Source organism: Actinomadura sp. (assembly GCF_044508335.1).
GTDB lineage: Bacteria > Actinomycetota > Actinomycetes > Streptosporangiales > Streptosporangiaceae > Spirillospora.
Genome location: NZ_JBIQHY010000046.1, coordinates 27,049 through 45,355, shown reverse-complemented (window position 1 = coordinate 45,355; position 18,307 = coordinate 27,049). Strand labels below are relative to the sequence as shown.

Annotated in this window: 13 protein-coding genes; 2 read left to right on the top strand and 11 right to left on the bottom strand. The window is 75.2% G+C overall.

What is annotated here, in order from left to right; genetic code table 11:
• On the top strand, positions 1–391 hold a 391-nt coding region (locus tag ACIWVC_RS17735), incomplete at its 5' end, for a hypothetical protein (protein WP_396454341.1).
• Here ACIWVC_RS17735 and ACIWVC_RS17730 read toward each other — a convergent pair.
• The 4 genes from ACIWVC_RS17730 to ACIWVC_RS17715 all read right to left on the bottom strand — a co-directional run bounded on the left by ACIWVC_RS17730 (position 378) and on the right by ACIWVC_RS17715 (position 6,480).
• Positions 378–1,850 (bottom strand): hypothetical protein, encoded by a 1,473-nt coding sequence (locus tag ACIWVC_RS17730; protein WP_396448805.1) that lies wholly within the window; start codon positions 1,848–1,850, stop codon positions 378–380. The genes ACIWVC_RS17735 and ACIWVC_RS17730 overlap by 14 nt on opposite strands.
• A gap of 80 nt (positions 1,851–1,930) precedes the next feature.
• The gene (locus tag ACIWVC_RS17725; RefSeq protein ID WP_396448804.1) at positions 1,931–4,207 is read right to left on the bottom strand and encodes an FdhF/YdeP family oxidoreductase; all 2,277 of its coding nucleotides are present in this window, start codon (positions 4,205–4,207) and stop codon (positions 1,931–1,933) included.
• A gap of 117 nt (positions 4,208–4,324) precedes the next feature.
• Entirely contained in the window at positions 4,325–5,410 is a 1,086-nt protein-coding gene (locus ACIWVC_RS17720) for a S1C family serine protease (protein ID WP_396448803.1), read from the bottom strand.
• A gap of 89 nt (positions 5,411–5,499) precedes the next feature.
• Complete coding sequence (locus ACIWVC_RS17715) at positions 5,500–6,480, bottom strand: phosphotriesterase (protein ID WP_396448802.1); 981 nt, start codon at positions 6,478–6,480, stop codon at positions 5,500–5,502.
• A 113-nt stretch (positions 6,481–6,593) separates the two neighbouring features.
• Here ACIWVC_RS17715 and ACIWVC_RS17710 point away from each other — a divergent pair, with 113 nt between their 5' ends.
• A complete protein-coding gene (locus tag ACIWVC_RS17710; protein WP_396448801.1) occupies positions 6,594–7,208 on the top strand; it encodes a TetR/AcrR family transcriptional regulator in 615 nt (204 codons plus the stop codon).
• Between the two features lie 33 nt (positions 7,209–7,241).
• On the opposite strand, the gene ACIWVC_RS17705 is transcribed toward ACIWVC_RS17710, so the two are convergent.
• The 7 genes from ACIWVC_RS17705 to grpE all read right to left on the bottom strand — a co-directional run bounded on the left by ACIWVC_RS17705 (position 7,242) and on the right by grpE (position 18,272).
• Positions 7,242–8,144 carry an LLM class flavin-dependent oxidoreductase gene (locus ACIWVC_RS17705; RefSeq protein ID WP_396448800.1) on the bottom strand — a complete coding sequence of 301 codons (903 nt, stop codon included), beginning with the start codon at positions 8,142–8,144 and terminating at the stop codon, positions 7,242–7,244.
• Between the two features lie 79 nt (positions 8,145–8,223).
• Positions 8,224–9,945 carry a hypothetical protein gene (locus ACIWVC_RS17700; RefSeq protein ID WP_396448799.1) on the bottom strand — a complete coding sequence of 574 codons (1,722 nt, stop codon included), beginning with the start codon at positions 9,943–9,945 and terminating at the stop codon, positions 8,224–8,226.
• A gap of 4 nt (positions 9,946–9,949) precedes the next feature.
• Positions 9,950–11,926 (bottom strand): hypothetical protein, encoded by a 1,977-nt coding sequence (locus ACIWVC_RS17695; protein ID WP_396448798.1) that lies wholly within the window; start codon positions 11,924–11,926, stop codon positions 9,950–9,952.
• Positions 11,926–13,164 carry a hypothetical protein gene (locus ACIWVC_RS17690; RefSeq protein ID WP_396454340.1) on the bottom strand — a complete coding sequence of 413 codons (1,239 nt, stop codon included), beginning with the start codon at positions 13,162–13,164 and terminating at the stop codon, positions 11,926–11,928. The genes ACIWVC_RS17695 and ACIWVC_RS17690 overlap by 1 nt, the downstream gene beginning before the upstream one ends.
• Positions 13,164–15,770, bottom strand: coding sequence for a hypothetical protein (locus ACIWVC_RS17685; RefSeq protein ID WP_396454339.1), 2,607 nt, complete (start codon positions 15,768–15,770; stop codon positions 13,164–13,166). The genes ACIWVC_RS17690 and ACIWVC_RS17685 overlap by 1 nt, the downstream gene beginning before the upstream one ends.
• Before the next feature lie 26 nt (positions 15,771–15,796).
• Positions 15,797–17,380 (bottom strand): Hsp70 family protein, encoded by a 1,584-nt coding sequence (locus ACIWVC_RS17680; protein ID WP_396448796.1) that lies wholly within the window; start codon positions 17,378–17,380, stop codon positions 15,797–15,799.
• Positions 17,381–17,387: 7 nt separating this feature from the next.
• Positions 17,388–18,272 carry a nucleotide exchange factor GrpE gene (gene grpE, locus ACIWVC_RS17675; protein ID WP_396454338.1) on the bottom strand — a complete coding sequence of 295 codons (885 nt, stop codon included), beginning with the start codon at positions 18,270–18,272 and terminating at the stop codon, positions 17,388–17,390.
• Positions 18,273–18,307 lie beyond the last annotated feature (35 nt).

Genomic DNA, 18,307 nt, shown 5'->3' with positions numbered 1-18,307 from the left:
GGCGCTCGACGAGCTGAACGCGCTGCTCGCAGCTCGCCGGCGCACTCGTTCACTGGTCCTTGTGGAGTTCGCGTCGACCGACTATGCGCAGACCGTGAAGGCGTTGCCCGCGCTCCGTGAATTCGAGCTGCACGTCCTTTCCGTCACCGCGCCGCTGGAGATCGCGCGGCGCCGCAACCGGCTGCGCCCCCCGCTGTACCGGGTTCCGGACGCCTTCGTGACCGCCGCGGCCACGGCGTCCCCCGACTCCCTGCGCGGGCGCGTCGGGACGGACCGCTACGCGGCGATCGACAACCGTGCGCAGTGGGACCCCGGCGCTCTGGACGCGAGACTGCGGGCCGTCCTCGTCGGGTGGGGCCTCGGCCCCCCGGGGAAGCTCATGTGTAGGTGATGCGGCGCCGCGCGGCGAGGGCCGCCGCCGAGAAGCAGAACAGACCCGTGAACAGGCAGATCAACCAGACGGCGATGTCCCATACCCCCGCTCCGGGGATCTGGACCGGCTGGAACACCTTCAACTGGGATGGGACGCCGAGCGGCGCCAGGAACAACCGGACAGTCATGATCATGGTGCTGCGGGGTGAATCGTCCGGGTACCCGCCCATCGAACGCAGGACCAGCGAGCCCCCGGCGGCGGTGAGCAGCTGGGCGGCGAGCGGGGCGAACGCGCTCTGCCCGTAGCGGATCTGGCGCAGCAGTTCGAGGGCGGCACGGTCCACGGAGAGCAGCGGGAGGGCCCGGCGCCGGAAGTCCATCTCGGCCCGGCGCGCCACCATCTGGACGCGGCCGGGCGCTCCGGTGCGCTCCACGAGCGCGAGGACCGCGGCCCAGTACGCGGCCAGGTAGCGGTCGTCGTTCCGCTCCTTCATTGCCCGTGCGCGCTTGGCGCCGTCGCGGACGGAGCGTCCCGCCCAGAAGGAGATGTGCGCCGCCCTGCCGGCGACCGCGAGGGATCTCTGCGTCAGGCTGAAGGCGCTGATGTCGGAGAGTTCGGCACCCGTGCCGGCCTCGATGGCGGCGACCTCGAGCCCGGTGCGCGGATCGGCGAGGAGGCGGCAGGCGGCCTGCGCGCTCAGCGACCGGATCTCGCCGGTGGCCCCGGTCACCCGCGCGCCACCCGCCAGGACGAGCTTCAGCGCGCCAGAGAACTGCGGCGCCTGGATCGTGGCGTCGTCGACGGCGACCTCGCCGCTCCCGGTGAGCCGGGGGCTCACGACCACCGTGGCCGGCGCCGCCCGCCGCCCGTCCGGTGGCCCGGTGAACGCGAGCCGCGCGTTCGCGCCGACGTCGGCGCTGAACCCCTCTTCCACAGACCGCACGCTGAGGAGACAGTCCTCGCCGTCGCCGCAGGCCAACCTCAGTGCGGAGCCCTCCACCCGGTCGGCGCGCAGCTCGCCGGCCAGCCGCAGCGTCCCGCTCACGGCGGTCAGCTTCTCCACGTCCGCCAAAGCATGGACCGCGGCATCGCCGCGGATCCGCACCTCGTGGAGCCTCGTACTGGACGAGATCTGGCCGAGCACCGCGCTGCCGCCAGTGAGCTCCAGGACGCGCGGCCACCCTTGGAGACAGGCCCTGACGTTCACGAGGCTGAGCCGGAACAGCGGACCGCCGTCTCCCTCCGGCAGCAGGACGGTGATGGTCTCGGGTGTGCGGCCGGGCTCGGCGCGGAGCGTCAGGTCGAGCCGCCGGTCCGGAATCCGGAGCCGCTTGAGCGGGCCGACGAGAAGGACCTCGACCGGCGCGCCCTCGTCCGCGTCCGGATCGGCGATGACGTCGAGGGCCTCCCTTCCGTATCCGTAGGTCCGCAGTGTCGCCGGTCCGTTCAGCACGCGTGTGACCAGTGCCTGCCGCATGGTTCATCTTGTCCGCGGCGGGGTTCCCCCAACAAGGGCGGGCGGACGCGCCGGCCTAGCCGGAAGAGGCCAGGTTCCCGTCAGGACGGTTCGAGGCGGATGATCACGGACTTGGAGGTCGGGGTGTTGCTGACCGCGGCGGTGCTGTCGAGGGGGACCAGGACGTTGGTCTCCGGGAAGTAGGCCGCCGCGCAGCCGGGGGCGGTGGGGTAGGAGACGACGCGGAAGCCGGGGGCGCGGCGCTCGGTGCCGTCGGTCCACTCGGAGACGAGGTCCACCGTCGCGCCGTCGGCGATGCCGAGGCCGGCGAGGTCGGCCGGGTTGACGAAGACGACGCGGCGGCCCGCCTTGACGCCCCGGTAGCGGTCGTCGAGGCCGTAGATGGTGGTGTTGTACTGGTCGTGGCTGCGGACGGTCTGCAGCAGGAGGCGCCCCGGCGGGACGCGGAGGACCTCCAGCTCGTTCACCGTCAGGTTGGCCTTGCCGGTGGCGGTGGGGAACCTGCGCTCGTCGCGGGGGGCGTGGGGGAGGGTGAAGCCGCCCGGCTCGCGGATGCGGGCGTTGTAGCCGGCGAAGCCGGGGACGACGCGGGAGACGTGGTCGCGGATCACGTCGTAGTCGCGCTCCATCGCGTCCCAGTCGATGCCCGTGGCGGGGAGCGCGGCCTTCGCGAGGCGGCAGACGATCGAGACCTCGGAGAGCAGGTGCTCCGACGCGGGGGCGAGGCGGCCGCGGGAGGCGTGGACCATGCCCATCGAGTCCTCCACGGAGACGAACTGCGGGCCGGACTCCTGGTCGTCGCGCTCGGTGCGGCCCAGCGTCGGCAGGATCAGCGCCAGCTCGCCGGTGACCGCGTGGGAGCGGTTCAGCTTGGTGGAGACCTGCGCGGTCAGCCGGCAGTTCCGCAGGGCGGCCTCGGTCACGGCGGAGTCGGGGGTGGCGCGGACGAAGTTGCCGCCCATGCCGAGGAACAGCCTGGCCCTGCCGTCCCGCATGGCGCGGATCGCGCCGACGGTGTCCAGGCCGTGCTCGCGCGGCGGGTCGAAGCCGAACTCGGCGGCCAGGGCGTCCAGGAACGCGGGCTTCGGCCGCTCCCAGATGCCCATCGTCCGGTCGCCCTGCACGTTGGAGTGGCCGCGCACCGGGCAGACGCCCGCGCCGGGGCGGCCGATGTTGCCGCGCAGCAGCAGGAAGTTGACGATCTCCCGGATCGTCGGCACCGAGTTGCGGTGCTGGGTGAGGCCCATCGCCCAGCAGACGATGATCCGCTTCGCGGTGAGGACGTCGCCGAGCGCGGCGGCGATCTCGCCGCGGGTCAGGCCGGTCGCCTCCAGGACGTCGCCCCAGTCGAGGGCGCGGACGTGCTTCTCGAACGCCTCGAAGCCGTGGGTGTGCGCGGCGAGGAACTCGCGGTCGACGGCGTCGGGCGCGTCCGATTCGAGCAGCATCCGGTTGAGGGCCTGGAACAGCGCCAGGTCGCCGTTCAGCCGGATCTGCAGGAACCGGTCGGCGAGCACCGTGCCCTGGCCGGTCACCCCGGACGGGCGCTGCGGGTTCTTGAACCGCATCAGCCCCGCCTCGGGCAGCGGGTTCACCGCGATGATCCGGGCGCCTTCCTTCTTCGCCCTCTCCAGCGCCGACAGCATCCGCGGGTGGTTCGTCCCGGGGTTCTGGCCGACGACGAAGATGAGGTCGGCCTTGTAGAGGTCGTCCAGCAGCACCGAGCCCTTGCCGACGCCGAGCGTCTCGCTGAGCGCGGACCCGGACGACTCGTGGCACATGTTGCTGCAGTCCGGCATGTTGTTCGTGCCGAACGCGCGCGCGAACAGCTGGTAGGCGAACGCCGCCTCGTTGCTCGTCCGGCCCGAGGTGTAGAAGACGGCCTCGTCGGGGGAGTCCAGCGCGTTCAGCTCCGACGCCAGCAGCCCGAACGCCTCGTCCCATCCGATCGGCTCGTAGCGGGCGGACCCGGCGCGCTTCACCATCGGCTCGGTGAGGCGCCCCTGCTGCCCGAGCCAGTGGTCGGACCGCTCGGCCAGCTCGGCGACGGTGTGCCGGGCGAAGAACTCGCGGGTGACGCGCCGCGTCGTCGCCTCCTCCGCGACGGCCTTCGCGCCGTTCTCGCAGAACTCGGCGACGTGCCGGTGGTCGCCCTCCGGCCACGCGCACCCCGGGCAGTCGAACCCCTGCTTCTGGTTGACGCGCAGCAGCGTGAGGGCCGTCCGCCGGACGCCCATCTGCTCGTACGAGCTGCGCAGCGCGGCGGTGACCCCGGGGACGCCCGCCGCCCACGTCTTCGGCTTGGTGACCTCGAGACCCGATTCGTCGTAATCTCCGGCGGGCGCCTTGCGGGCCATGGCATCCACTTCCTCGTGCTCGGGCGGTCGTCCCCCCACCACTCTCGCACGCCATCGGCGGTTTGACCCTTACCGATCCGCACGATGGAAACGTGCTTTCGCGCGGCGGCCCGGACGCTACTGGGGAGGGCCCTCCGCGAGGCGGAGGGTGGTGCTCATGCGGGCGCCCTGGCGGGTCGTCCATTCGATGCGGACGGTGTCGCCCGGGTGGCGGTAGTGCATCAGGGTCGTCAGCGCGGACGGCGAGTCGACCGCGTCGTCGCCGAAGGCCACGATGGCGGCGCCGGCCGGGATGCGGGCGGCCTCCGCGGGCGAGCCGGGGACGACCTCGGCGACGAGCGCTCCGGGGGAGCGGCCGTTGGAGCGGACCTTGACGCCGAGCATGGCGGTCGGCCCGATGTGCACGGTCGAGGACGCCTCACCGCGCTGGATCTGCCGGGCGATCTCCAGCGCCCGGTCGGACGGGATCGCGTAGCCGCGGTGGTTCTTCTTCTCCTGCGTCCCCTTCGCGGACGTTCCGGCGGACGCGGCGGTGTTGACGCCGATGACCTTCCCGGCGGTGTCGAGGAGCGGGCCGCCGGAGTCGCCCGGCTTGATCGGCGCGTTCGTCTCGATCAGCCCGGTGAGCCGCTCGGACGTGCCGCTGCTGTCGTCGCGGGCCGTCACGGCCTGGTCCAGCGCGGTGACCCTGCCGGTGACGACGGTGGGCGCGCCGCCCTTGCCGCCCGCGTTGCCGACCGCGGTCACCACGTCGCCGACGTTCACCCCGGACGCGGAGGCGAACGCGGCGGTCTTGAGCCGGGCCGCGCCGGTCAGCCGGACCACCGCGATGTCGCCCGCCCGGTCGTAGCCGACGACCTCGGCGGGGTAGGTGCGGCGGTTGTCGGTGTCCGTCCCGGTGATCGCGGTGGCGCCCTTGATCACGTGGTTGTTGGTCAGCACCAGCCCGTTCGGGGTCAGCACGATGCCCGTCCCGGCGGCGCGGGTGCCGTTCAGCTCCTGCTCGGTCTCGATGTTGACGACGCCGGGCTTGCGGCCGCTGGGCTCGGCCTTCTCGGCCTCGGTGGTCCGGACCGGCGGCGGGACGTCCTCCGGCCCGCCGCTCTCCATCACCCGGCAGCCCGGGACGAGGAGGGCCAGCAGCGCGGCGAGCAGCATCGGTATCGCGGCCCGGACGCCGCGGCGCACGCGGTGGTCGCTCACCTCGCTGCCTCCTCCCGCAGGTTCCTCCAATGATTCCCGATTCCAGTGGATTAGTCCGAGATGTGGAGGAGGCGGGGAGATCGAGCAGTTCAGCGGGTGAAGTACCGCCGGGGGTTGTCGACCAGCATCTGGTCGAGCTGGGCGTCGGTGACGCCGGCCTCGCGCAGGGCGGGCAGGACGTCGTCGGTGATGTGGCGGAAGTTCCAGTTCGGCTGCATCGCCGGGACGGTCGCCGGGTCGGGGCCGAACCAGTCGATGAAGCAGCTCGCGTCGTGGCTGAGGACGATCCGGTCGGCGTATCCGCGCTCGCACAGCGACGCGATCGTCGCCACCCGGTTCTCCGTCGGGTTGATGATGTCGAGTCCGAACCGGTCCATGCCGAGGATCGCGCCGGTGTCGGCCAGCTCCATGAGGTAGTCGAGGTCGTTGCTGTCGCCCGCGTGCCCGATGACGACCTTGGCGAGGTCGACGCCCTCCTTGCCGAGGATGTCCACGACCGCGCGTCCCGCGTGGATCGAGCTCTCGGTGTGGACGGTGACCGGGGCGCCGGTCTCGCGGTGCGCCCCGGCGACGGCCCGCAGGACCCGCTCGACGCCGGGGGTGAGGCCGGGCGCGTCCACGGCGCACTTGAGGAACGCCGCCTTGACGCCGGTCCCGGCGATGCCCTCGGTCAGGTCGCGGGTGAAGAGCGCGATCATCGGGTCGGGGCCCTCGTCCAGCAGCGTGCCGGGGCCGCGGTAGTGGAACTGGAACGGGACGTCGTTGTAGGTGTAGATGCCCGTCGCGACGATGATGTTGAGTTCGGGGACCTGCCCGGCGATCCGCTGGATGCGCGGGATGTAGCGGCCGAGCCCCCACACGGTCGGGTCGGCGATCGTGGTGACGCCGCGGTCCACCAGCTCGCGCAGCTTGGCGACGGCGTCGGCGACCTTCTCCTCCTCGTCCCACCAGTCGCCGAGCCCGTAGTTCTCGACGTTCTCGGTGCTGAGGACGAAGACGTGCTCGTGCATGAACGTGCGCCCCAGGCCGGTGACGTCGACGGGGCCGCGGACGGTCTCTACTGCGGGCATCGGCTCTCCTCGGGAAATCGCGACCGCCGGATGCATACCGACCAGTCGGTTTCTGGCAAGCTAAGACGAGGGACGCACCCCCGTCAATGCCCGCTCCCCAAGGAGGTGCCCAGGTGACGGACACGGTACCGGTGCCGGAGTCGACGGCCCCCGTACGGCAGAGCGCGGTCGAGCGGCGGATCCTGGACGCGGCGCTCCGCTTGTTCGCCGAGCGCGGCTTCGACGGCACGTCCGTGCAGGGCATCGTCGAGGCGGCCGAGGTCACCAAAGGCGCGCTCTACCACTACTTCGACTCCAAGGACGACCTCCTCTACGAGATCTACCACTCGCTGATCGCCCGCCAGCTCGCCGACCTCGGCGCCGTGCTGGCCCGCGGGCTGCCGCCGCGCGAGGCCGTCCACGCGGTGCTGACCGGGCTCATCCGCAGCACGGCCGAGCACATCGACGAGGCGAAGGTGTTCTCCCGCGAGAAGGACCGGCTGGACGACGCCCGGATGCGCTCGGTCCGCGCCGACCGCCGCCGCTACCACGTGATCTTCCGCGGCCTCGTCGAGCAGGGCCAGCGGGACGGCGTGTTCAGCACCGCCACCCCCGCCGAGACCGTGACGATCGTCGCGCTCGGCATGGTGAACCAGATGCCGTCCTGGTACCGCCCGGACGGCCCGAAGAGCGCCGACCGGCTGGCGGACGAGGTGGCCGGTTTCATCCTCGCCGCCCTGGACCGGTGAACCGCCCTGGCCCGGTGAAGCGGACGGACGCGCTCAGCGCCTGGTCTGGAGGTGGAGGACGGCGTCGCGGACGTCGGCGAGCTCGGCGGCCCAGTCGTCCGGCGGCGCCATCGGCGCCAGGACGAACTTCGACAGCCCCGCCTCGACGAGCCGCTTGAGGTGCGCCTCCAGGCCGCCGAGATCGGGGACGACGTCGTCCTGCGGCGCCGGCCCGCTCACCCGGCGCACCCGCGCGAACCGGGCCTCCGCCTCCGGCGGGAGCGGCCCGCGCCGGTAGGGCACGACCGCGCCGAAGTGCTCCTCCTCGATCTCGCGCCCGGCCGCGGCCGCCGCCTCCTGGACGATCGCGCGGCCGCGCTCGCCCTCGGCGGGCGTGGGGAACGCGGCGAGCCAGCCGTCCGACAGGCGCCCGGCGCGGCGCAGCTCCGGCTCGGCCGTCCCGCCCATCCACACGTCGAACCCGCGCGCGGCCGGCTTCGGCAGGACGCGCAGGGCCTCGTAGCGGAACCGCGGCCCGTCGTGGGTGACCTCGTCCTCGGCCCAGAACCGGCGCAGCAGCGGCAGCGCCTCCTCGAAGACCGCCGCCCGCTCCTCGCGCCGCACCCCGAACGCCTGCTGCTCCCCCGCGTGCCGCTGCCCGAGCCCGAACGCGGGCAGCAGCCGCCCGCCGGACAGGACGTCCAGCGAGGCCAGCTCCTTGGCGAGCACGGCGGGGGCGCGCCCCGGCAGGGTCATCACGGCCATCCCGAACTTGATCCTGGAGGTGAGCGCCGCCGCGTACGTGAGCGCCACGACCGGGTCGAGGGCCGGGCCGGTGACCCGCTCCGACACCCACAGCGAGTCGAACCCCTCGCGTTCGAGGCCGAGCGAGAGCGCGGTCAGCGGCTCGGGGCCGAGGGCGGACGCCGCCGGGGCCATGCCGATGCGAATGATCACTTCTCGACCGTACGCCGAGTCAGTTCTGTGACGCAACCTTCGCGGGCGGGCGGCGGAGAGGACGTGCGTCGCGGCGGGCTCAGAACGGGAACCGCTCGGCCGCGGCGAGGACGGCCCCGGTCACGGTGGCGATGGTCAGGGCGGACACCCCGGACAGCACCGCCCAGCGCCCCACCTGGTACCCGGCCGGGACGCGGGCGGCGCCGCGCCCCCGCACCGGCCAGGGGGCGCGCAGCGGGGCCGTCCCGGGCGGTTCCTGCGGCGCGTCGGTGAGGGGCGCGTCGCCGTTGGACGCCGCGGCGGGGCCGAGCCCGGTCACCCAGCCGAGCAGGTCCGCGACGTCCGCCGGCTCGGTGGTCAGGCCGGACGCGAAGTACCGCACCTGCGCGGCGACCTGGTCGAGGGTGCGGACGGTGTTGCCGAGGCCGACCCGCCCGAGCCATTCGCGCAGGTCGGTGTCCTCGTCCAGGCAGCGGCCGATCTCGGTGCGGACCAGCAGGTCGGTCTTGGTGACGACGACGGCGACCCGCTTCTGCCGGCCCTGGTCGGGCCGCGACCGCAGGTCGTTCAGCACCCGCTGCAGCGTGTCGGCCGGGTCCTCCTCCGACGACACGGCGGCGTGGTCGATGAACTCGCGCTCGTCCCCGGTGAGGGCGCGGCGCAGGTGGGGGAGGGCGAACGGGTCGACGACGAACAGCAGCGCCTCGCTGTGGTCGAGGTAGCGCAGCGACTCGACCTCCGTCGCGCCCGTGTAGTGCTCGCCCGCCGGGTCGAACAGGTACAGGATGCGGCGGGCGCGCCCCGGCAGCTCGACGTCCACCATGGTGGCCAGGGGCAGTTCGGGGCCGGTCTTGGCGAGGCGCCCGCCGCGCTGGAACTCGCGGATCGCGCCCGCGTACGCCTGCGCGTGCCGCTGCTCCACGAACGCGAGCCGCCCGTGGACGGCGCGGGCGCGGGCGTGCAGCGCCCGGATGCCGAGGACCATGAACGTCGTCTTGCCGGCGGCGGGGCCGCCGACGAACGGCAGCGGCTCCACGCGGACGCGCCCGATCCGCTCCGGCAGCCGCCCGCCGCAGTGCGGGCAGTACGCGGCGAGCCGGAACCGCCCGAGCGGGACGGTCGTGGGCAGCCGCGCCCCGCAGCGGCACACGTTCCGGAACGCGCCGCGCGCGCCCGGGGTGAGGCGCCGGTGCCGCGCCCCGCATCCCGGGCACTCGTACTCCGGCAGGCCGATCCGCTCGTAGCAGAACGGGTGCGGGCAGGTCTGCAGGATCCGCCCGTACATCATGAAGCCGCGCTCCACCGCCGCGAGGACGAGCACGCACACCAGCCACGCCGCGAGCCCGACCGCCGCGACCACCCCGTACAGGGCGGTCAGCGCCAGCACGAACACCGACGCGGGGACGGCGGCGGCGACGATGCCCGCGCACAGCGCCAGCCAGACCGGGAGGACGAAGAACCCCCACGGCCCGCCGAGCAGCGTCCGCGTCAGCCGCACGACGATGGTCCGGGCCGTCCGGTACACCTGCGGGACGACCGTGCGGCTGATCGTCCACCAGTCGCGCCACACCTGGCCGAGCAGGTAGTGCCGGTACGCGACGTCGGGGGCGGCGACCGGCGACGGGCCCTCCAGGCTGGACGGCGCGAGCGTCCGGCACGCGTGCAGGTAGTACACCCCGAGCGCGGCCGCCCCGGCGACGACGAGCGTCGCGGCGAACAGCACCGGGAACACGTACATGAAGCCGAGCCACATGGCGCCCAGCCACACCGCGATCAGCAGCAGCACGATGATCGGATGCACGCGCTCACCCCCCGCCCTCGGCGAGGAGGTCGCGGAGCGCGGCGCGCAGCTCGGGGCTGCGCGCCAGGTGCGCGTCGAGCTGCTTGCCGGCCAGCCACCGCCCGGCCGCGGCCCGCGCCCACGCCTCCAGCGACGGCTCGGCGACGCCGCGCCTGCGCAGCCGCAGCACCACCTCGACCAGGTCGTTGCGCTGCTCGATCTCGCGGCCGAGCAGCGGGCCGCGGCCGCCGCGGGCGCGCCCGGTCAGCTCGGCGGTCCACCGCTCCGCGAGCCGGGCGCGGACCGGCGCCGGCACGGCCGCCAGCAGCTCCGCGCGGAACCGCGGCGGCCGCCCGGCCAGCCGCCGCGCCGCGCCGATGAACGCCTCGTCGGCGAGCTGCCGGGTCGCGCCGCCCGCGTCCGCGATCTCCGCCAGGGCGCGCGCCGCCCGCTCCGGCTTCGCGGTGATCGCCGTCCCGTACGCCTGGACGACGGCGGCGTCGCGCCCGGCGGGCCCGTCCGGCATGATCTCCCGGACCCGCTCGGCGAGCCGCAGCGTGCCGGTGTCGGCGAGGTGCTCGCCGCCGGGGAAGGCGAGCCGGGTGAACGTCCGGGACGGCAGCCCGGCCAGCGCGGGATGCGGCCCGTGCGCGTCCAGGAGGTCGGTGCACTCGCCCGCGGACGGCGGCGCCTCCCACACCTCCCGGAGCGCCGCGTCGAGGTCGGCGCCGTCCAGCCGCAGCAGCTCGCCCGTGACCGCGATGCGGCGGCCCGGATGCCTCCGGGCGACCGACGTCAGCACGGGCACCGCGACGCCGGGCACGGCCCGCAGCCGCTCGGCGTGCGGGTACAGCCGGTCGCAGGCGTCCGGCGTGAGCACGGCCGCCCGCCCCGCCGCGAGCCCGCCGATCAGCCCGTCGAGCACCGCGTCCCGCAACTCGGCGGGGGCCCGGCCGTGCACCGCGAGCGCCAGGTCGAGCCCCATGGACGGGACGCCCGGCACGAGGTCGCGCCACACCCATTCCGGGATGTCCGGCCCGTGCCGCGCCAGCAGGTCGGCCGCCGCGCGCTCCTCCGCCGCCGTGACGGTCGCGTCGCCCCGGCACAGCGCGAGCAGGGCGGCGGCGCCCTCCTGCGCGGGGTCGTTCAGCGGCGCCAGCTCGCCGAGGGCGTCCAGGCCGCCGAAGTCGGCGGCGCGCCAGCAGCCCGCGACGGTCCGCGCGAACCGGCTCGCCGGGCCCTCGGCGCCGCCCTTGTGCAGGTCGAACGCGGACGCGTGCGGCGCGTGGTGGCGCATCGCGGCCCAGATCGCGGGCGTGGTGCCGACGAGCCGCTGCGCGGCGCCGTCCGGGTCGGCGGTGTAGGTGACGAACGACAGCCGCGCCGCCGCCGCGACGGGCAGCGAGTACGACACGACCGCGATCCAGCGCGCGATCAGCTCGACGTCCTCGGCGACCAGCACGACGCGCCCGTGCCCGCGGCCGAGGACGCCGGCGACCGCGTCGACCAGCGCCGCCAGCAGCCCGTAGGGGTCGTCCGGGCCGGACACCGCGAGCCACGCGGCGAGCGCCTCGGGGGCGAGCGCGGCGCCCGGCGTCAGCTCCTCCAGCGGGTCGAGGACGGCGCCGGGCGCCGGCGACCGCGCCCAGTGCGCGGCGTGCCACAGCTCGGCGGGCCGCAGCCCCTCCAGCTCGTCGGGCTCCGCCACCACCGCGTGCGCGAAGAAGTTGCCGTAGCGCCCCGAGTAGTCGCGGCCGAGGTAGCGGCAGCGCAGCAGCAGCGGGCGCCCGTCCACCACGTCGTACAGCAGCGACACCGGGAACCGGCCGAGCTCGGCGTCGTCGGGGGCGGGCGGCGCGTCCGGCGGCGGCCGGTACGACAGGTACGGCGTCACGCCCGCGCGGACCCCGTCCGGCAGGCCGGGCGTCTCCGCGACGAACTGGAACCCGGCCCGGCCGGTCGGCCCGCGCCGCGCGGAGGTGTAGTGCAGCTGCCAGGCCATCAGCCGCCCCCGGGGCGGACGCCGTCGAGCATCCCGAACCGGTACAGCAGCCACAGCAGCGGATCCTCGGCCCGGTACGGCCGGACGCCGCCCGCGCCGACGCGTCCCCGCTCGGGGGCGCCGCCGAGCGCGGACAGCCCGAACAGCGCGTGGTCGGCGTACTGCTGCCCGAGGTAGGTGTCGAGCTGCCCGGCCTGCCAGTCGTGCAGCAGCGCCCGGACCTGCTCGTTCACCGCGTCCCTGTCGTCCAGGTCGAGGACGCCCTGCCCGGACCGCGACCGGTGCAGCGCCGACTGCTCCAGCAGCCCCGGCCGGAGCACGTCGATCTTGGTGAGCGCGACCGCGACCGGCACGGGCAGCGGCTCGCCCGGGCGGGTGCCGTGCCGCTGCCGCAGCGCCTCGGTCACCCGGGCGATGATGTTCAGCGGCTCGCTGTCCGGGTCCTCGCCCGCCGCGCGCGGCGGCGGCACCGCGTCCCGCACGCCCGCCCGCGCGCCGGGCAGCTCCAGCGGATCGACCAGGAAGATGATCGCGTCGGCGGCCTCCAGGTACCGCAGGTGCAGGTCGGTGACCTCCCGGCTGCGCAGGTCCTCGCCCGCCGTGTCGAACAGCACCAGCGCCAGCGACTCGTTGCGCGGCCGCGAGAAGCGCCCCCGCCGCGTCCGCGTCAGCAGGTACACCAGCGGCTCGCGCGGGCCGGTGGCGGCGCTGGCCGTCGTCGGCAGCAGCCGCCGCTCCTCCAGCAGGGGCCGCGCGAAGTCGCGCTTGTACCGCTCGATCGTCCGGTCGTCGCACGCGACGAGCGAGGCGTCCAGCTCCGTCCCGACCCGGTTCATCAGCTCGTGCAGCAGCACCGCGATGTAGGTGCTCTTCCCGGCGTTCTTCGCCCCGACCAGCGCGACGATGCGGCCCGGGGAGTCGCAGTACGCCGACGGCAGCGGGTTGTGGCACTCCGGGCAGGCGCGGTTCCCGGTCGGCAGCCCGCACTCGGGGCAGTCCGCCCGCCCCTTCCGCCCGGACGCGGCGAACACCGGCGGCAGCGACGCGCCCGCCGTCGACCCGGTGTACTCCGCCAGCTCCTTGTCGAGCACCGGCGCGCAGCCCTGCCGCCGCCCCACCTGGCCGCGGCACCGGAACAGCACCCGCTGCGGCGCCACGGACGCGAAGCAGTAGGGGCAGGTGATGCCCTGCCGGGACGGCATCCCGGGGATCCCCACCCGGGCCAGCGGGCGCGCCATCACGTGACCTGCAGCCGGCGGACGGGAGGGTCGCTCAGCTCGACGCCGTCGTCGTCGGCGAAGCAGCGCAGCCAGTACGGCCCGGACGCGTCCGGCGCCGCCAGGGACAGCTCGCCCGGCACCGGCACCTGCTCCCAGGCGCCCAGCGTGTCGCCGTCGCCGGGGCGGTGCGGCATGACCCGGCCGGCGCGCAGCACCAGCGACAGCCGCGCCACCCGCAGCGGGCGGGCCGAGGTGAGCCGGATCGTCAGGGAGCGCCGCCACGGCGGCCCGGACCGCAGCACGTCGTAGCGGACGATGGTGCGCGCCGCGACCACCTCGGTCACCGCCGGCCCGGTGACCCGCGCGCCGCCCACGGTCCCCGCCGCCGCGGCCGACACCTCCACGGCCGCGTCCTCGGGCACGGGCAGCCGCACCCCGCCCTGCGTGGCGTAGGAGGCCCGCGTGACCACCTCGGTCCGCGACTCGCCGCCGACCCGGTACCGGAGGTCGACCTCGGCGACGTCCGCCGGCCAGTCGAACCCGACGTGGACGTGCCCGCCGCGCCGCTCGACGACCAGCCGGCGCGGCGGCGGCAGGTTCACGTGCCGGTGGTAGGCGCCGATCGCGGCGGCGCCCTCCGCGACCGTCACCGCGAGCAGCCACCCGCCGGCCCCCGGCCGCGTCTCCAGCCCGCCCGGCAGCGGGGTGCACGCCATCCGCCGCGTCTCCCGCCGCACCTCCTCCAGCGGGACGATCGCGCTGCGCGGCCACGGCGGCGGCCCGTCCGACAGCACCAGCTCCACGGCCCCGTGCCGGGGCGGGTCGAACCGCACCCGCACCAGCCCCGGATCGGCGGGGTCGGTCTCCGCGCGCATCTCGTACACGGGCTCGGGCGGCGCGCTGGGCGTGGCCGACGCCCGCACCCCGTCGGTCACGATCTCGCGGCCGGACGCGTCGAGGTAGACGGCGCAGACCAGGTAGTGGTGGGTGCGCCCGTTCGGCACCCGCTCGCGGAACCCGTCCCGCCCCGCCGGCACGGACTTGCCGTCCCGCACGACGACGACCCGCGCCGCCTCCGCCGGGCACCGCCACCGCCCGGTCACCTGCCCGTCACCGGCGATCAGCTCGACGTCCGACGGCTCGGGCCGCACCACGACCGGCCCGGTCACCGCCGGCGCGGCGACGCCTTCGCCCCGGACCGCGAACACGGCGTAGTACACGGGAGCGTTCACCGGCGGCCGCTCGTCCACCACGCCCGCGATCGGCTCCCCGTCCCGCACGTCCCGGGGCGCGCGCCCGGCGCGCCGCACCGCGTGGTACCCGATCTCGCCCGCGGTGGAGGGCGACGCCTCCCACGACAGCCGCACCGTGCCGCCGTCGACGTCGGCGCGCAGGGACGGGACGGGGCGGGGCGGGAGCCGGCGCTGGTGGTGGGCGGCGCCGGGCAGGTCGCGGACGAGGCGGAGGGCGTCGGCGAGGAGGCGGAAGGCGCGGTCCGGGTCGGGTTCGGCGGCCGCCGTCTCGCGGAGGCGCAGCGCGGTGTCGAGGCGGTGCCGGGCCTCGGCGGCGAGGACCTCCTCCTCGGGCGGTTCCCCGTGCTGGGAGGAGCCGTGCTGGGGGCCGGGGGAGGGGTGCGGGATTTTCGCGGCGTCGGCGAGCTCGGCGGCGGCGTACACGTCGCCCGCGTCGAGGAGGGCGCGCAGGCGCCCCGCGAGGCCGCCGCCCGGCCCCGACTCGCGCAGGAGCGCGAAGACCAGGCGGCGGGCGTCGCCCTGCTCGATGCCGAGGTCCTCGATCGCGTACCGCAGGAGGGCGCGCTCCGACGCGCGCTGCCGCAGCCGCTCGCGGAGGCGGTCGACCACGTCGAACAGCAGCAGGGCGTGCGGGTCGTCGGCCGAGCGCAGCGCGGCGAGGACCGTGTCGGCGTGGGTGGTGCTGGTGTCGCGGCTGCGCCGCGCCCATTCGGCGCCGGCGGCGGCCACGGCGGCGCCGTCGAGGCGCAGGTCGCCGCCGGGCGCGGCGAAGCCGCCGAGGACGCGGATCGGGCCGGCCAGCCGCGGCCCGAACAGGAAGTCGGCGAGGTGCCGCTTGCCGAGGACGTCCAGCGACTCGCGCACCTTCCGGTACGCGGGGTAGGGCGCGGCGGCCGGCAGCGGGTCGGGTTCGCGGATCTCGATGCCGTCGGCGGCGGCCAGCGCCGCCAGCTCGGCGCGGGTCACCCCGCCGGTGCGGGCGATCGCCTCGACCTCGGCGGGCGCCGCCGTGCGCAGCGCCCCGGCGGCGTCGGCGAGCCGCGCGCGGGCCTCGCCGCGGCGCCGCTCGGTGCGCTCCGCGCCGCCGCGCAGCCGCGCCTGCAGCGGGCGCAGGTCGCCGCGCTCGGCGGCGGCGAACAGCGGGGCCAGCTCGCGGTGCTCGGCCTCCAGCCGGTCGATCAGCTTGCGGTACTTCAGCTGCCCGCGGGCCCGCCGCCAGCACTGCCGGACCTGCTTCACCCGCGCCGCGACCGCCGCCGCGCCCAGGGAAGCGTCCAGCGCGTAGCGGACGCGCAGGTCCTCGGGGGGCTGGTCGCCGGCGGCCCGCGCGGGCTCCAGCACCTCCCGCCGGTAGTCGTCGTCGAACGCCACGGGCGCCTCCAGGGATCGGGCGGGCGCTAGCTGACCTGGACCCGCGAGAGGGCCTTCCGGGAGCGCTCGACCTCCTCCTCGGACATGCCGCCGACGTCCACCTTCAGCTCCAGCTTCTCGCCGGTCTCCTTCTCCACCGCGGTGACGTTCAGCAGCCCGGACGAGTCGAGCGCGAACGTGACGCCGATGGGCCAGCCCGCCTTCTTGCCCGGCGGGACGCGGATCTCCCCGGTGGCGATCTCGGTGTTGTCGATCAGGTCGGCGGACTCCACGACCCCGGCCTGCTCCATGACCCGGATGTCGGCGGACGTCTGGTCGTCGTAGACGGTGAAGAAGTCCTCGGTCTTGGCGGCGGGCAGCTCGTCGTTGGCGTGCACGAGGTGCGCGACGTGCTCGGCGCCGGTCTCCCGGTCGACCACGACGATCCCGAAGGCGTGCGAGGCGACCGTCTTGATCTGCCGCCCGGCGATCTGCTTCTGCTGCTCGGCGGACAGGCCGGCGCGCGCCGCCATCTCCTCCGCGCGCTCGGCGGCGCCCTCCCGGACGAGCCGCCGGTAGGTCTCCTCGAACGCGTACAGCGCGGCGCCCTTCGCGACCGCGAGGTCGGGGTCCTGGAGGCGGGGCGTGAGGCCCAGCTCGGTCTCCAGCCGCGCCGCGACCACCGGCATCTTCGTGGACCCGCCGACGAGGACGAGGTCGTCGTAGTCGTGCACGCCCTTCTCGGCGGCGGTCGCCAGCGTCCGGCCGGTGATCTCCACGGTGCGGTCGAGGAGGTCCTTGGTCAGCTCCTCCAGCTTCTCCCGCGTCACCTCGACCGCCGCGACCCGCCCGCCGTGCATCACCCGGACGGTGTGGGACGTGCGGGTGGTGAGGGCCTTCTTCGCGTCCTCGGCGTCGCGGCGGAGCTGCTGCTCGGTCTGCTTGTCGTCGAGCGGGTCGCCCGCGCCGGGGTGCTCCTCCCGGAACCGCTCGGCGAGGTGCTCGACGAGCCGCGCGTCCCAGTCGGCGCCGCCCAGCTCGTGGTCGCCGTCGGTGCACACGACCTCGATGTGCCCGTCGCGCAGCGCGATCACGGTGGTGTCGAACGTCCCGCCGCCCAGGTCGTACACCAGGATCGTGCGGTCGGTCTCCGGGTTGAGGACGCCGTAGGTGATCGCGGCGGCGATCGGCTCGGACACGATGTCGATGACGTTCAGCCCGGCGATCCGCCCCGCCTTGCGGGTCGCGTCGCGCTCGGCCGCGCCGAAGTACGCCGGGACGGTGATGACGACGTCGCGGGCGTCCTCGCCGGTGGTGGTGCGCGCGTCCGTCGCCAGCTTCAGCAGGATGAACGCCGACACCTCCTCCGGCGTGAAGTCGATCCCGTGGATCGGCCGCGTCACGTCCCGGCCCATGTCGCGCTTGATCAGGCTGACGACGTTGTCGGGCTCCAGCACCGCGGTGTCCTTCGCGGTGGCGCCGACGACGACGTTCTCGCCGCTCTCGAAGAAGACGACGGACGGCGTGGTGTCGGTGCCCTCCAGGTTCCGCAGGACCGCGGGCCGCCCTACATCGTCGATGGAGGCAATGCAGGAGTACGTGGTTCCGAGGTCGATCCCGTAGACAGCCATGTCCCTCTCACCTGTCGGTCCCGAGTCCTGAGTTGTGTGCGCGTCCGGTTCCAAGAGTCGCGCCGCGTTCCGCCCCCTCGCGGTGACTTGGGACGGTTTTGACCGCGGACCCCGATCCGTTCGCGCTCGCGTCCGCGCCCCTGTCCGCGTCCGCGTCGGCGTCCGCGTCCCCGTCGGCGTCCGCGTCCCCGTCCGCATCCGCGGCGAGCTTGCCGACGCTGACCGCCGCCTTGCGCAGCACCTTCCCGCCCTGCTCGAACCCGTCGGACTGGACGGCGGTGACGGTGCCGTCCGCGAGCGGGTCGGCGACCGGGGTGACGGCGACGGGGCGGTGCCGGGCGGCGTCGTAGGGCGCGCCGGGCTCGACCGTGAAGCGCTCGACGCCGAGCCGCGCCAGCGCGTCCGCGACGTCGTCGGCGAGCGCCGCCAGCAGCTGCGCGGTCCGCCGCGGGTCGGGCGGTTCGGCGAGGTCGGGCGAGGCGAGCCGGTCGGACTCGCGGCGCGCCTGGTCGTGCAGCCGGTACAGCGCGGTGCGGACGGGCTCCAGCATCCCCTGCAGCTCGCCGCGGCGCAGCCGCTGGTTCTCCTCGTGCAGCCGGTCGATGACGGCCTCGCGGTGCGCCGCCCGCTCGTGCTCGCGGTCGAGCCGCGCCGCCAGCCCGGCGAGGGCGTCCCGGACGTCGGCGCGGAACGCCTCGTCGGCCTCGTCCCCCGCCGCGTCCCCCGCGATCGCCGGCGCCGCGCCCGCCGCCGCGCCGCCCGCCGCGCCCGCCGCCTCGTCCCCGGCGGTGGCCGCCTCCGGCCCGGCTCCCTGGTTGACTGAGCACTTTTCATCCGGCCGGTCGCAGGCGGCGTCACCTTGCGCGGGCGGCCGAGGATGAAAGGCGTTCACTGGGGGTTCCCCGTCCCTCGACACGTGGAGTTACC

Bases quoted from the DNA above. Each gene is read 5' to 3' on its own strand.
- ACIWVC_RS17680 (WP_396448796.1), bottom strand. From the start codon at position 17,380: ATGGCTGTCTACGGGATCGACCTCGGAACCACGTACTCCTGCATTGCC.
- ACIWVC_RS17730 (WP_396448805.1), bottom strand. From the start codon at position 1,850: ATGCGGCAGGCACTGGTCACACGCGTGCTGAACGGACCGGCGACACTG.
- ACIWVC_RS17725 (WP_396448804.1), bottom strand. From the start codon at position 4,207: ATGGCCCGCAAGGCGCCCGCCGGAGATTACGACGAATCGGGTCTCGAG.
- ACIWVC_RS17715 (WP_396448802.1), bottom strand. From the start codon at position 6,480: ATGCCCGCAGTAGAGACCGTCCGCGGCCCCGTCGACGTCACCGGCCTG.
- ACIWVC_RS17695 (WP_396448798.1), bottom strand. From the start codon at position 11,926: ATGGCCTGGCAGCTGCACTACACCTCCGCGCGGCGCGGGCCGACCGGC.
- ACIWVC_RS17690 (WP_396454340.1), bottom strand. From the start codon at position 13,164: ATGGCGCGCCCGCTGGCCCGGGTGGGGATCCCCGGGATGCCGTCCCGG.